The organism is Pantoea sp. MBLJ3 (assembly GCF_000816655.1).
GTDB lineage: Bacteria > Pseudomonadota > Gammaproteobacteria > Enterobacterales > Enterobacteriaceae > Pantoea > Pantoea eucalypti.
Map to the genome: position 1 here is coordinate 421,064 of NZ_JSUT01000029.1, position 13,866 is coordinate 434,929.

The following is a 13,866-nucleotide window of genomic DNA, read 5'->3' on the forward strand; positions in this document are numbered from 1 at the left end:
GTTAACAGGGAAATTATGTGTTACAACCTGGAAAGTCACATTTCGTTATAGTAACAAAATGAAAAAGGCCACCCGCAACGGTGTGCGAGTGGCCCTGCGTTTCACTCAACAAAGAGTAAATTATTTATCTGTGCCGAAACCCTGCTTCAGCAGTGCGGGCAGTACAGCCGGGAAATAGATGTTCTTGTAATAACCGCTGACGCTCTCGCTCCAGCTCTCACCGTCATCACGTCCGATGTTTTTCCAGTGCTGAACCATTTCTTCATTATAAGCCGCAATCTGCTGCTCCAGACCCTGAGTCTGGTAGGTCTCATCGTGGCGGAAAGTGGCCAGCGGCAGACGTGGTTTCTGGTGAGCGGGCTGGTCAACGTGACCGATTACCACGCCGGCAACCGGGAAGGTCATCGGTGGAAGATTGAGCAGTGAGATCATTGCCTGCGGATCGCGACGGATACCACCAATCGGCACAATGCCCAGACCTTCTGCACGTGCCGCGGCCATCACTGACCCCAGCGCAATGCCGATATCGGTTGAACCCGATACGATACTCTCAATACTCTGATGAGCGATCTGCTGCTGATCGACAGCGGCCATGCCGACCGCTGATTTATGCATATCCAGTACAAAGGTGATAAACACGGGTGCTTTGGCGATCCACGGTTGACCGCCCGCGATGGCAGCGATCTCGGCACGACGTCCGGCATCACGGGTAATGACAACAGAAACCTGCTGCGAGTTTACTGATGTTGGTGCGCGGTAAGCGGTACTAATTATACGATCCAGTACCGCTTCATCGACAGGTTGCTCAGTGAAACTGCGTTCACTTTTATGACTTGTAAAAATATCAATCAGTTCGCTCATGGTTCCTCCCATATAAGCGCAACTATAACAGCACAGCGCATACATGCTTGGTAATTCGAGGGTTTTTGGGCGGGCTTTTGTAACTGATTTTTATCATGTACATGTCTATGTACACTTTTGAAATCTATGGCGAAGTCACCAGATTTAGATTGTAAACCTTACGGATCATTTGCCGTTTCAATCGTGGCAGTAACGTTTCCCGGCAAAATGATCCCCTTACGCCCCGGTCCGTCGACTGTCTCATGATGCGCGATAATTGGACCAGTGAACCAGGCATGACAGAGGGCGAAAGCCACAAACAGATTGAGCCACCCTGTTTTGGCAGTAATAAACTATTGCGTATCTCCATGCCACTACACGTGAAAATGCGAAATAATCATCACACCACCGGCAGGTCCGAAACCCTTGTGATATATGCCGGTGAAAGCATATCCCGCTTCATTGACCAGGATTTCTGGATACCCTGCCCTGCAAAAAAAAGACTGGCCTTGCCGCTCTGGTTGAGCCCATCAATCACCCGCATCAGAGCTTCGCTATTCGCCTGCGGCTGATATTCGTCAAACAGACTTAGCTGAGCCACCCCCTGGCTGAAGAAGTCACCAAGCATCACGCCCAGTTTCATATGCCGGTGTCGTGTGTGTCTCTATCCACTTATTCGCAGAGTTAAGTGTGTAATGCCAGTTCATCCGGCCAGGCTCTTTTAAAAAGTCGAGCGTGCTGATGGTAAATCGGCCTTCGGCATCGCGCTTAATCGCCTGCCTGAAAGCCATCATGATTTCGTAGTCGCGTGGCATGATAATTCCCCCTTTGATTAATACTGTATGGATAAACAGTAATTGCAGTTGGCAGGTTTGATCAAGGCGAAGCTTACAACAGATTTGTAAAGGGTCTGATGGCGCTGAATTTTTATCTGACGGTCGTTATGAGGCCATCCTAAAGGCATGATATCCGAAGCTGACTTTGCAACCTGAGTCAATCGAAATAAATTGTTGAACGTCTATTTCCTAATAATGGCGTTATGTGTATCCTCCGTGTTATCAGCCAGGGCTGATAGATGGTTTGCCCCAATTGAACAACTTTACGCCCGTGTAACGCGGGTTTTTTTATGCCTTCCGTTAAATTGCCGCTCCAATGATGGCTTACCAACGCAAAACCCACCCCGCAGAATCAATAGATGGCTTGCAGGTTATTTATTCTGTCGCAAATTTTACTACTGCTTTAGTCTGCAAAGAGCGAGAAGCGGACAATTTACCTTACCCATAAATTTTTTCTCTGCGCATTTACAAAATCATTAGAGGTGATTCGGCGGGAGTAATCGTTTTGTATGGCCGCTTTTTGGAAAAGCCGTCATTTGCAGCGAATCCAAAAGTATTCATTCAGCCTGCTGTTGATCGGCTTTGGTATAATCGTTTCAATTAGCCATGTATGACATAAGTCTTTTGAAAGCGCATGCTTGCAGTCTGTAAGAGCAACAAAACTTCACTTCGGAAACGCTCGCTTTTGATTTAGAGCGGACATTCATAGTTCCTGAAAGATTCAGTTAATATGAACCGCATTTTATAATCTCCCGTCATCATGATTACAAAAAATATTGCGACACTTTCCAGAAAGACGGGGCCAGCCTGGAATTAAATTTAATAAATAACCATAAAAATCAACGCTGTAAAAGATTTTTCACTAAGCTTTCCAAAAAATACCGTTAACATTTTGTATGCATTTCTTTCAAAACGTCGCCATATTGTCAACTAATTACTCTTTATATGTAATGTTTTTGTTAATACTATTTACGCGAATATGAGGACTTGACTATGAAATCAGTTATCCAAGAGAAGATACTTACTTTAATTTTTTGCGTTGCGATTACAGCTGTAATTGTTAAGTTCATTTCGAAAAGTGCTTTTTACGTTTCACATCCTTCTTTATCCATTTCATTAATAGTTGCTGTAGCAGTAATTATCTCAAACGTGATAGTAACAAAATTAGTTTCAAGAAGAGGATAAATGACATGCTTAGAGAGCTGACCGAAAATGAAAGTAATATCGTCTCTGGCGGTAATGCTAACTCAGGTTACGAAGGCTCAAACTGCACCAACGCCGCGATTAAAGGGGGTGTTAACGGTGCAATGGGTGGTGCTGTGGCCGGTGCTATCCGTGGCGGTGTCACGGGGATCGGTGGCGGCCCTGGAGGGGTAGTAGCAGGCGCGGGTGCCGGGGCTGCTGAAGGGGCTGTTTATGGCGGAGTTCCAGGTGCTATTGGAGGGTATGTAGGTTGCCAGAATAGCGGCTCTGCTAACAATGGTGGAAACAGTAGCAATCTCGGCGTAGATTCCAGCGATAACAGCGTGAACTGACAGTGCCATTGGTAGCAGGTTACGAAAGACTGAACCCTAACAGTCTACTATTGTATTTTCGATACCTCAGCTTTAGCCCATTTAACCGCATCATCAGCAAAGTATTGATTACCGGTTAAATAATCAACTACAAGCCCTCCTGCAAGTCTTGCAATACAGGATGCCGTCGCTAAGGCAGAGACCCACTCAAGTTCATATCTGCCTGTTGATAAAACAATTGCTAAATCCGGAACGAAGGTAGCATTTAACTCATTAAGTTCACCATCATTATCCACTACATGTACATAATACTCGAAACCTGAAATTGAACCATTAACAGGGCAAGGTAAGAAGCCGCTGAACGTTAAAGGATCAAATTCATCATCCAGTACGCAGGGAAACCCTGCATGAATGATTGAATCCCTAAGAAGAGAAGTAGGAGGGAAGTTTTTTTTAGCTATGTAAATACCGATATCGCGTGACAAGTCTTACTCCTTCTTAGTCAAGTTCTGGCCTATAACAATACATGGAAAACCAGATAATCAGCATCGTTATCCAGCCCCTGTGTGAAGGTGTCCAGCATGCCGCCATCCCTGCCCATCACCAGCTGCAGGTTCTCCCACTTTTTCTGAAAGTCGATTTTCTTACCGTTATAGGTGCCGCCGACCACACCATAAGCGTCATTCAGTCCCCGTACGATGCCATAGGCGTCGGTACGGTGATGGATAGTCTCAAGCTGTTTGTCAATAAAGTTAAACATCTTGCCGCCAGTCCGCCCAAATATCAGGGCATTCTCACGCTGCTTCTGTTCTTCTGTGCAATGATTACGGCGATAGATGGGCAGGATAACGTTTTCATAGTATTCAACCGGCGACTGGCTGAAGAGCTGAGCATTGATAAGCGGGTTGCCACGGAAGCGCTTTATGCCTTCCAGGCCGTTGAGCTCAATTTTGCTGGCATCCCATATACCCATTTTCATGAGGTCATGCGTGACCTGATTAGGTAATTTGATAATGCCGTTTAACCGGTTGTAAGCGGTCATCAGCGCATCACCCGCTGAGCTGCCCTTAAGCTCGCCGATAATCGGCTCAAGCTCGGCAAACAACGCTTTATTGCTCAGACCGAACGCAGCAGTGCCGGCTTTGGCCATAAACTGACGGTACTGGGTGAAATCGACATTGCCCCCGGAGGACTGGATTGCGCGGAAGGCAGCGTCAATGAGTCGGTTAATCCGCTCAGGGCTTTTCAGGCCGCCCGCGGTCTCAGTAAAGCGCAGCATATCCATCTGCTTCGCAACCGTGGCTTCGCGCTGGTGCTCATCCAGAACGCGTGAGGCGAATGTGATACGCGCCAGCACGGGGGCAGCCAGTTTCGCCGCGCGCAGCTGCTCCTCCACAGACTTCATGCCGGATTCGCTGAATACGCCCTGCGCCTCCACCAGATACTTCAGCATGTCAGTAGCCGATGAGCCACGGACCCACGTGGTTTCGGCAAAATGCATTGCTTCCTCTGTGGTCGCCTGACTCATGCCGAACTGTCTGAACTTCTCAGTCATGGTCTGGTACCGGGCAGCCTCGTCAACAAAACCCTTCAGCATGCTGAAGCCCAGATAGCCGGTGGCCAGATTGGTCATACCGGCTGAATATGAGCCTCCACCTGGTGGCCGGCCATTACCACCGCCGTGGCCAGAGCCACCCCATCCACCAGGAGGGACGCCGTTATTCCAGCCATGCCACCAGCGACTGTTTCCTGCAGGAGGAGGCAGCGCAGGTCCTCCGCCATGGTTCCCATATCCACTGCTGCCCCCTGCAGCCGCGGCACCAGCAGCAGCCCGAACGGGCAACGTTATGGCTGCACCGTAGCTGCCCGCCAGCAGTGGCACATTACGGGAGGCCCGGTTGATGCGCTGTGTCTGGTCAGCAATCTCGCGGATGGCACCGGCATACTCACGCGCGCCGCGTGACGCACCAGAGAACATATTATTGAGGGAGCGATTGAGTGCCCGCAGCGCAGATGTCGCCTCGCGTGCCGCACTGGTCAGTGCTTTAATGTTCCTGGTGATGGTGAGGAACTTCTTTTTCAGTTCAATCGCATCACGGCTCACCTGCAGCAGATTGCACGTAATCTGGTCATCCAGCGCCAGCCGCACGGCTACACGGTAAGCCTTAACATCCATAGGAACCTCAATTTACGGGCATAAAAAACCTGCCGGAGCGGGTCGGGTTTTAAGAAAATAACATCAAAATTCGGTGCGACAGGGACTCTATAAGAGCCTCATACCACTCCTTCACTGTTGGATCGAATTGCAAAAACCATAGACTGAAGTAAACCCCTCCAACACCAGCGAGCATATGCAAGCTAAGATTGAACCAGTATGCGTGAGGCCGGTCAGCCCTCTTGATAAGCTCGCATCTGGACGTGCCTTTGAAAGTCTTGGTGTAGACACCAGTTCGGTAATAACTGTTTGCTTGCATAACCATTACAAGCCCAGTGACAAAAATTGCAATTACAGTGAACCAATAGCCGTAATCCATGCCAAATAATTCCTTTTATAACTAAGTCTTTAATTGAACCAGCCAGCTATCTGCGTTTAATTATCATACGCATTTTTCGGCTCTGCATTTCCGTTTTATCTGCCAGAACCAGACACTTTACACCATCGATTCCGGCTCATCATTTGAGCATTCACAAATTCCAGTCACTGCGAAAAGACCTGTTTTTTTATCAGGATTCCTATTCCAAAACTTAAGCGTATATTGCCAATGGGGTATTCCCATATGGCAAGGTTTAAAAATCATAAATGAAAAAAACAATCGTGGCTCTAATCTCTCTGGCTCTCCTGGCACCATCTGTCAGTTTTGCACGCGGTGGTCATTATGCAGGCGGACATGGCTCTTCTCATAAATATGGTAAGTATATAAATGCTCGTACCGGCAACCATTATGAGAAGCGACACTGATTAATAGTATGGAATCCGTACTCAAAGCCCACTCCGCTGGGCTTTTTTGATTATGCTGAAAGAGTGAATATGCAAAAGAAAAGTTAAAGTTTGCAGCCAGTATGCCGATAATCAATAACATGCCTGAGTGACTCTTGTGAATGATGATCATGTCAGTTGATACTATTTACCGGCACTTTAAAAAAGCCTGGGCTGAAACGCCACATGGAACACTTAGTGATGCTCAACTCCGTTTAATAGCTGAAAACTGCCGCCGGGACGAAATAGCTGCAATTCACTTTGTCATAAAACTGTGCAATGCCGATCTTGCTACATGCCCTGACTGGGATGTTGAAATGCAATACCTGCTTCACAAAAACATTCACACATTACAGCGCCTGCTTGCTCAGATTGATTTGATGCGCAAGCAATAAGCGGTGTTCATTCCCAGTGAATGATTAGGCCGGCAGTCGATACCATAAGTATGTAACTCAAGGAGAACGCTCAATGGAACAACCAAACCCTCTCGCAGCCCTATCATTGATCATCTGGTTTCTGATGTTTATCCCTTGCTTCCGCATGGCTCAGAAAGCTGGTTTCGGATGGAAGATGGCGCTGTTGCTTTCCTTCCCAGGTATCCATTTCATCATGCTCTACGTTTTCGCTTACAAGAAGTGGCCAAGTCTTCCACGCGCATGATAGAAGCACCAATTAATCTAAATGAATTTTAAGTAATGAAAAGATTAACGCCAGCTTTAACTTTTATTTCAATGATGATTACTTCTTTGACTGTTATTGGTGCAGAAAAAAGCACTGATAAAGTTGGTGCTTCAGGTAAATGCCTTGGCTACTTATCTATGTTTAATGAGGAAGATCTCAAGGCTAAATCAACCCGAACTCAAGATCTTCTTGATTTATACAGGTCATCTTTGTCTGAGGCCATGCAGACGTCTTCAATCAACGGGGAGCAGGTCATACCTGCTGATATTTACACACTAAGTATAGATGCATCAGCATTTGTTTCTTAATAAAGCCTCTGCCGGTACCATTATGTCCTCAATGGTACCGGACCAATCGTTCATACCAATGTAAACTGCTTAGTCTCATAAGAAAGAAAAACGTTTGCTGCCCCCGTCCGAACTCCTTTTCTGGTTAAATTCTGGCTGGCAAAATCGCACAACTCGGAGCCTGTGGTGGCCTGAGCGTAAGACCTGCAGCAGCTTTTTAATCGCGGGCACGGACAGGTATTTAAACGACATCAGGCCTGATACTGGTCACACTCATGGTGGCGGAAATGATGGACATTTTTAACAGGCAAGGGCGCGGTCGGAATAAGACCGGTTATGACTGATTCAGCTGACAGATGAGCCGGAGTTTTTGCTACCTGATATCAGCCAGAATGCATGGCAGGTGCACATTAAGCTTCATGGTTTTATAATGGTTTTTTAATGCTACGAATGGGGATATTGCATGCTTAAATCCGCGCTTTTTCTCGCTGCCCTGCTCTCTCCTTTTGCCTCTGTCGCCGGGCCCGGTAGTTTTATATTTGAAGTAAATGGTACAAAGGAAACATACTCACCAGGATGTATAAAATCAATAAGTTACGTGCCGAATGATGAGGTTGATTCTGAAAATGTTGATTTCACACTAAGAAATGAGTGTGGAAAAAAACTCTTTGTCAACACAAAGCAGAACATTGGTAAGAAGTTGTCTATTTATTACAAAGGCAATCTGCTTTCCAGCGCTACTATTGTCTCTGTACTCAGGAATACTTTCAGAATATCCAGTAAAGAGATGCCGCGCATAGTTCTGATGCAGCTTCTTTATGACTATGGGGTTAAGCGTAATTAGTGGAAATGTAGGGGAATGAAGTATAGACGAACGCGACAGGATTAACTTAGATTCAGACGTGTAGTAAGTATTACACGAGTGTTGGGCTGTAGTATCCGGGTGGCACTTGCACAATCTATCAAAGGAGAAAAACGGTGAGATGGCTTTTCTTATCCGGAATGTTACTTTCCATGATGGTAATAGCGGATGACCGGTCGTTCGAAACGCCAGAAGTAAAATGCCTGAATGAACACACTATCCCATTCATTAAGTCGGAAATTCCGCCAAAAGAAATCGTTGATGAGGCCTATGTTACCTGTAAGCCAGAACTGGATGAGTGGAAGAAGTCGCAGGAGCCATTACCTGATGAAATGAAGCAGCACATGCGCAAAGAGCTTTATGACTTCTACATTAGGATGATTGGAAAAAGACGAAATTACGAAACAGGTAAATCATCAAAGGCTGCTCACTGAGACACTTTTTAACGTCTGCGCGGCTAAATTTTCGGGGTTATCAGAAGATGAACTTCCCTGGAAAACCAGACTCTGTATAACAGAAGGAGTAATGAAAATAGCCTACAAACCGAGAACATGTCCTTTCTGCAACTATCCGGGCCCCCAAAAAGAGCCGGATCGGAAATGGTCCTGCAGAAAGTGCGGCCTTGAATGGAAGCAGGAGCAGGATAATCGCGATAAAGATAAACAATGAATCCCGCCCTGCGGGGTTTTTTATTATCTGAAGACGGGTTCAGATATTCCCGGTACCGGTACGCCGCAGCCGTCTGACGTTTCGCACATGCGACATCCTGCACTATCACGAAGATTGCGCCCGCATCGAGAGTCACCCTCACCGTAACTCGTATCCACCATAACAAGTCAGTGCGGCGCAGATCATTTAAGTTCCAGTACGTCTGACCACATACTGACTGGCGCATTCTCATGGGGAACACAGCATGGTTGTGGAAAAAGGTGCAGTTCAAATGATCGCAATGCCTGCTGATAATCACTCTTGTTTTCGACGACCTATTTTCCCGCCACGAACTGATCACGTATTCGATGGGCATAGGTGCCGATATCGACACGTTCATCCTGCCCATTCCAGCGATAACGGTATTGAATCATCATTCGGCCTTTACGTGATATCCGGACAGATAATCCGTCGCGATCCGTTTTCACCTGAACTTTTTCATATTCCTTGCCCGGCATTGAACTCAGGGCAGCATCTGAGAGTGCTATAGATTCTTTGGAGGTTGGGAATTATGTACATCATTATGTACACGTAAAAAGAGTAAGTGAAGAGAAACACCTGGAATACTGCGGAATACAAAAACTCATCAATTACCTGTTTTTTATGCGATTCGCCAGCTATCACGTGAATATACGGAATAGCCGGGAATCGAAAGAAAACAGATGGAATAGAAACTGTTATATAGCGCAGGAATAGCAGTCAGTCACAGGGAAAAACTTAACCGCACTGGTCATGCTGATGTGGCCTTTTTCAGCCTCCCCAGCGGCTTTTAAGATAGCTCACTGCCTGCTGAGTCTGTGGCTGATTCAGATAGTTCTCTCTGAACAGAATGGTGCCGTTGATATTTGGGTTCGATTCATTGAGATCGAGCTGTTTTTTCAGCTCTGGCACACCACCCTGAAGCGTCCAGTCAGGCTCAATTTTTGAAGGTTCCCCCACTTTGTAGAGCGCCAGACCAATATAGAGCCGGGTTTTAGTGGGTTTAACCACCTCTGCCCACCAGTTTGCCAGCACGTCGTAACGGGCAGCCTGACGGGAAAATGGCCAGTACAGCTGGGGCGCAATGTAATCCAGCAAACCCTGCTGAACCCAGCGGCGGGTATCCGCAAAGGCTTCGTCATAAGCCGCCGCGCCGCGGGTATCGGAACCGGCGGGATCGTGTGACAGATTGCGCCAGACGCCCGCCGGGCTGACACCAAACTCAACCTCCGGCTTCAGCTGCTTAATGGTGCGAGATACCTGCTCAATCAGCTGCTGCGTATTGTGACGCCGCCAGTCTGCTTTACTGGCAAAACCCTGACCATAACGGCTGAAGGTCTGATTATCGTTGAGCAGCGAACCCGCAGATTCGGAATAGAAGTAGTCATCGAACTGCACACCGTCGATGGGATAGCGCGCGACAACCTCGGCCACAATGCTGGTAATCCAGTCACGCACCTCAGGAATACCCGGATCGAGCACATAGCGATCGCCAGCGGTGCGGATCCAGTCGCGATGCAATACAAAAACACTGGCCGGATTAAGTGACAGTGTGCGGTTCAGTTCGCTCACGGTAGAGGGTTTAGTGTTCACCGATACCCGGTAAGGGTTGAACCAGGCATGGACTTTGATACCGCGCTTATGTGCCTCATCCAGCATAAACTGCAGCGGATCATAGCCAGGATCGTCACCGATTTTGCCGGTCAGCATATCGGACCAGGGCAGGATTTTTGAGGGCCAGAGCGCGGTAGCATCGGGCTTGACCTGGAAAAAGACCGTGTTAATCCCCAGGCTTTTCAGCTTATCCAGCTTGTCGGTCAGTGATTGCTGCTGCAGGCGAATACGCTCTGCCGCCGGACGGCTGCCATTCACCGACGCTACCGGTGGCCAGTCAAGACGCGATACCGTGGCTAACCAGACGCCCCGCAACGGTTCATGCACCTCAGGGCGGTCTGGCTTGCCTGCAGGTAGCGGCTGTTTTGTTACGGGCGGAAAAGGCGTCACCAGCGATTTCGGCGGCTCAGATGCGCAACTGACCAGCAACAACGCCGCAGCGAGCGCGGCGCCTCGCTTAATAGCGGTTCTGGCCTGTGCAGAAAAGAGATTAAAGACGATGATGAACTCCAGTATTGTCTGGTCGGGACGCAAAGAGATGTATTCTCGGTGAGTCTGATTAAATGTCAATGCGTTAGCACAGCGGCAACGGTAAAATCGCCGCCATTAAAATCAGGCCCTGAACCCGCTAGCGCTGTGGAGTGAATTCAATACCGGCAGACGCCAGACAGGCTTTAAGGGTGCCAAACGCATCCTGACACTGCCGCTCATTAACACAGGCGTAGCCCAGCAGTAATCCACGCTCCTCCTGTGGGTGCATATAATATTGCGAAAGCGGCCTCACCTTGACCCCGCGCTTAAGTGCCTCTGCGGCTATCGCCACGTCATCAGCACCGGCTGGCAGCGGCATCACCAGATGCAAACCTGCTTCATGGTTGAATGCCGGTAAAAAAGCAGGCCCCAGATAGCGCTCGATAAGCCGGCAGAGGAACTGTCGGCGCTGACGATAAAGCAGCCGCATGCGGCGGATATGCTCCATGTAATGACCCAGCCGGATAAACTCCGCCAGCGCCCGCTGAATCAACAGATGCCCACCGCGATAGAGCTCCGCCGCCGCAATGCGCAATGGCTGCGCCAGCGGTTTCGGCACCACCAGATAGCCGATACGCAGCGCGGGATAGAGCGTTTTGCTGAACGTACCCATGTAAATAACCGGTGCATCTGCTTCCAGACCCTGCAGTGAAGGGTGTGGCTGTCCCGAAAATCGAAATTCACTGTCGTAATCATCTTCAACAATCCAGCTCTGATGACGGCGTGCCAGAGAGAGCAATGCCTGACGACGGGCCAGACTGAGATGAACGCCCAGTGGATACTGGTGCGACGGGGTCACAAACACCATTTTGGGTGGCGGCCCGCTGTCCGGCACCAGGCCCTGCTCGTCCACGGGCATCGCGCGAATTTTCAGGCCATTCATACGCAACAGATTCCGTGTTCCCCAGTAGCCCGGCTCCTCCATCCAGACCCGATCGCCCGGATCGCAGAGCACCCGCGTCACCAGATCAACCGCCTGATGAACGCCTTCCGTAATCAGAATCTGATCAGCATCGGCTCGCACTGATCGTGCAACCCTCAGATAATCCACCAGCGCATGGCGCAAATCGGGACAGCCACCGCCGCTGCTGTAAACCAGACGGTGAACGTCAGGTTCGCGGTTCAGTCGCGCCTGAATCTGACTGAATAGCTTATGGGGGAATTCAGTGACATCCGGTGCGCCAGGAACAAATGCGCCCCATTGATAAGGTGATGCGGTTGCATGACCGAGTAGCGTGGCGCCCCGCTTTGACAGCGTCGCCGGTCGTTGCGCCTTCACAGCCTGAAGATCGGCAATCGCATCGCTCTGCAGACAGTTTTCCGGCAGCGTCTCGGCAATCCAGGTGCCGCTGCCGGTTCGCGCCGTGACATAACCCTGCGCCATCAGGCTCTCATAGACATGCATAACGGTATTCCGCGACACGCCCAGTTCCCGCGCCAGATCGCGTGTTGGCGGCAAACGGCTTCCGCGCGGGAATACCTCTTCAATGATCGCGGCCTGCATACAATTCAGCAGTCGCTGATGTAATGAGCCCGTTCTTAGAAACTGTAACCGTGCTAATAGATGATCTGCGTACAACAGTCGCAATTGGCTCCACCTTTCCTCTCACAATTGGCTCTGGCAACTCACCGCGCCTCAGGCATAAATAAACGTGTTTGTCGGGAATTGTAAACACGCATATTAACGAGGTGGAATAAATGAGCGAAAAAAATAACCTGATGCAGCAGCGCAAAGCACAGGCTCTTCCCAAAGGTATCGGTACGCTATGCGACTGGTACGTTGCCCGGGCAGAGAACGCCACCTTATGGGATCAGGACGGTAACAGCTGGATCGACTTTGCGGGCGGCATCGCAGTGCTGAACACCGGCCACCGCCATCCACGCATTGAACAGGCGATTGCCGAACAGTTAACAAAGTTTACTCATACGGCCTTCCAGATCACGCCTTATGAAAGTTATGTCGCACTGGCCGAGCGCATTAATCAGCGGGTGCCAATCGCTGGGCCGGCGAAAACCGCCTTCTTCACAACCGGCGCGGAAGCCGTAGAAAATGCGGTGAAAGTGGCGCGTGCCTTTACCCGCCGTCACGGCATCATCACCTTTGGTAACGCGTTCCATGGCCGTACCTTTATGACCATGGCGATGACCGGGAAAGTGGCGCCTTATAAACGCGATTTCGGCCCGATGCCGCCGTCGGTGTTTCATGCACGCTATCCCAGCGCGGTTCAGGGAATCAGCATTGAGGCCGCGCTGACCAGCCTCGACGAAATTTTCACTCAGGACATTGCACCGCATGACGTCGCCGCAATCGTGCTGGAGCCGGTACAGGGCGAAGGTGGTTTCCATGCGGCACCGGCAGAGTTTATGGTGCAGCTGCGCGAACTGGCTGACCGTCACGGCATTCTGCTGATTGCAGATGAAGTGCAGAGCGGATTTGCCCGCACCGGCAAGCTATTTGCCATGGAACACTATCCGGTGAAGGCCGATATCATCACGATGGCCAAAAGCCTGGCTGGCGGGATGCCGCTCTCTGCCATCGCAGGTCGTGCAGAAGTCATGGATGCGCCTGCGCCTGGTGGGCTGGGCGGAACCTATGCCGGAAACCCGCTGGCTATCGCTTCAGCGCACGCGGTTCTGGATGTGATTGAAGAGGAGCAGCTCTGTCAGCGTGCCGTTGAACTCGGTGCCCGGCTTGAAGCTGAGCTGCAGGAGCACCAGCGCAAGCATCCGGATATTGCTGACGTGCGTGCGCTGGGTTCGATGGTAGCCATGGAGTTTTATCAGGCCAGCACCGCGCAGGCCGTTCAGAAGATGGCAATGGAACAGGGCCTGCTGCTGCTGACCTGTGGAGCCAAAGGCAATGTCATCCGCTTCCTTTACCCGCTCACCATTCCGGATGCCCAGTTCAGCCAGGCGCTGACCATTCTCTCCACGGTGATCAATCACTGTGTCGCATCTGCCGGACATCCCGTCGTCCCAGCCTGATTTCGCTGGCGCGTTAACGCAAGTTTATCCCCGTTCGTCCGGTCTCACAGGC

13 protein-coding genes and 1 pseudogene are annotated in these 13,866 nt (G+C 49.8%); 7 read left to right on the forward strand and 7 right to left on the reverse strand.

Features of this window, described 5'->3' with window-relative positions:
* Positions 1–120 precede the first annotated feature (120 nt).
* From NP77_RS21160 to NP77_RS21170, 3 genes and pseudogenes are all read right to left on the reverse strand, one after another.
* Entirely contained in the window at positions 121–861 is a 741-nt protein-coding gene (locus NP77_RS21160) for a nitroreductase family protein (RefSeq protein WP_008924582.1), read from the reverse strand.
* A 379-nt stretch (positions 862–1,240) separates the two neighbouring features.
* Positions 1,241–1,492 (reverse strand): annotated as a pseudogene (locus NP77_RS21165) (DUF4113 domain-containing protein); the annotation flags it as partial.
* Positions 1,458–1,655 carry a hypothetical protein gene (locus tag NP77_RS21170; protein WP_039661606.1) on the reverse strand — a complete coding sequence of 66 codons (198 nt, stop codon included), beginning with the start codon at positions 1,653–1,655 and terminating at the stop codon, positions 1,458–1,460. The pseudogene NP77_RS21165 and the gene NP77_RS21170, both read right to left, overlap by 35 nt.
* Positions 1,656–2,866: 1,211 nt before the next feature.
* Here NP77_RS21170 and NP77_RS21175 point away from each other — a divergent pair.
* A complete protein-coding gene (locus tag NP77_RS21175) occupies positions 2,867–3,211 on the forward strand; it encodes a hypothetical protein (protein WP_039661607.1) in 345 nt (114 codons plus the stop codon).
* A 47-nt stretch (positions 3,212–3,258) separates the two neighbouring features.
* Here the strand turns inward: NP77_RS21175 and NP77_RS23170 are convergent, their stop codons facing one another.
* Both NP77_RS23170 and NP77_RS21180 read right to left on the reverse strand, forming a co-directional pair.
* Positions 3,259–3,675, reverse strand: a complete 417-nt coding sequence (locus NP77_RS23170) for a hypothetical protein (RefSeq protein ID WP_072040386.1) — start codon at positions 3,673–3,675, stop codon at positions 3,259–3,261.
* A 29-nt stretch (positions 3,676–3,704) separates the two neighbouring features.
* Positions 3,705–5,366, reverse strand: a complete 1,662-nt coding sequence (locus NP77_RS21180; RefSeq protein ID WP_039661608.1) for a hypothetical protein — start codon at positions 5,364–5,366, stop codon at positions 3,705–3,707.
* Positions 5,367–6,298: 932 nt separating this feature from the next.
* Here NP77_RS21180 and NP77_RS21190 point away from each other — a divergent pair.
* The 5 genes from NP77_RS21190 (at position 6,299) to NP77_RS21205 (ending at position 8,431) form a co-directional block, all read left to right on the forward strand.
* Positions 6,299–6,562, forward strand: coding sequence for a hypothetical protein (locus NP77_RS21190; protein ID WP_152333553.1), 264 nt, complete (start codon positions 6,299–6,301; stop codon positions 6,560–6,562).
* A gap of 73 nt (positions 6,563–6,635) precedes the next feature.
* On the forward strand, positions 6,636–6,827 hold the full coding sequence (locus NP77_RS21195) for a hypothetical protein (protein ID WP_033761272.1): 192 nt from the start codon (positions 6,636–6,638) through the stop codon (positions 6,825–6,827).
* Positions 6,828–6,862: 35 nt separating this feature from the next.
* Entirely contained in the window at positions 6,863–7,156 is a 294-nt protein-coding gene (locus tag NP77_RS23585) for a hypothetical protein (protein WP_110411916.1), read from the forward strand.
* Between the two features lie 442 nt (positions 7,157–7,598).
* Positions 7,599–7,979, forward strand: coding sequence for a hypothetical protein (locus NP77_RS21200; protein WP_008924575.1), 381 nt, complete (start codon positions 7,599–7,601; stop codon positions 7,977–7,979).
* Positions 7,980–8,113: 134 nt separating this feature from the next.
* The gene (locus NP77_RS21205) at positions 8,114–8,431 is read left to right on the forward strand and encodes a hypothetical protein (RefSeq protein WP_100228827.1); all 318 of its coding nucleotides are present in this window, start codon (positions 8,114–8,116) and stop codon (positions 8,429–8,431) included.
* A 1,024-nt stretch (positions 8,432–9,455) separates the two neighbouring features.
* Here the strand turns inward: NP77_RS21205 and NP77_RS21215 are convergent.
* Both NP77_RS21215 and NP77_RS21220 read right to left on the reverse strand, forming a co-directional pair.
* Positions 9,456–10,832, reverse strand: coding sequence for a glycoside hydrolase family 10 protein (locus tag NP77_RS21215; protein WP_003848170.1), 1,377 nt, complete (start codon positions 10,830–10,832; stop codon positions 9,456–9,458).
* Positions 10,833–10,926: 94 nt separating this feature from the next.
* Positions 10,927–12,417, reverse strand: a complete 1,491-nt coding sequence (locus NP77_RS21220; protein ID WP_181162234.1) for a PLP-dependent aminotransferase family protein — start codon at positions 12,415–12,417, stop codon at positions 10,927–10,929.
* Between the two features lie 110 nt (positions 12,418–12,527).
* Here NP77_RS21220 and gabT point away from each other — a divergent pair, with 110 nt between their 5' ends.
* Positions 12,528–13,814: a 4-aminobutyrate--2-oxoglutarate transaminase gene (gabT, locus tag NP77_RS21225; protein ID WP_003848168.1), complete on the forward strand. Its 1,287-nt coding sequence runs from the start codon at positions 12,528–12,530 to the stop codon at positions 13,812–13,814.
* Positions 13,815–13,866 lie beyond the last annotated feature (52 nt).

Excerpts from the sequence above, each read along its gene's own strand:
- NP77_RS21160 (WP_008924582.1), bottom strand. The coding sequence starts at position 861 with ATGAGCGAACTGATTGATATTTTTACAAGTCATAAAAGTGAACGCAGT.
- NP77_RS21170 (WP_039661606.1), bottom strand. The coding sequence starts at position 1,655 with ATGCCACGCGACTACGAAATCATGATGGCTTTCAGGCAGGCGATTAAG.
- NP77_RS21175 (WP_039661607.1), top strand. The coding sequence starts at position 2,867 with ATGCTTAGAGAGCTGACCGAAAATGAAAGTAATATCGTCTCTGGCGGT.
- NP77_RS21180 (WP_039661608.1), bottom strand. The coding sequence starts at position 5,366 with ATGGATGTTAAGGCTTACCGTGTAGCCGTGCGGCTGGCGCTGGATGAC.
- NP77_RS21190 (WP_152333553.1), top strand. The coding sequence starts at position 6,299 with ATGTCAGTTGATACTATTTACCGGCACTTTAAAAAAGCCTGGGCTGAA.
- NP77_RS21195 (WP_033761272.1), top strand. The coding sequence starts at position 6,636 with ATGGAACAACCAAACCCTCTCGCAGCCCTATCATTGATCATCTGGTTT.
- NP77_RS23585 (WP_110411916.1), top strand. The coding sequence starts at position 6,863 with ATGAAAAGATTAACGCCAGCTTTAACTTTTATTTCAATGATGATTACT.
- NP77_RS21200 (WP_008924575.1), top strand. The coding sequence starts at position 7,599 with ATGCTTAAATCCGCGCTTTTTCTCGCTGCCCTGCTCTCTCCTTTTGCC.
- gabT (WP_003848168.1), top strand. The coding sequence starts at position 12,528 with ATGAGCGAAAAAAATAACCTGATGCAGCAGCGCAAAGCACAGGCTCTT.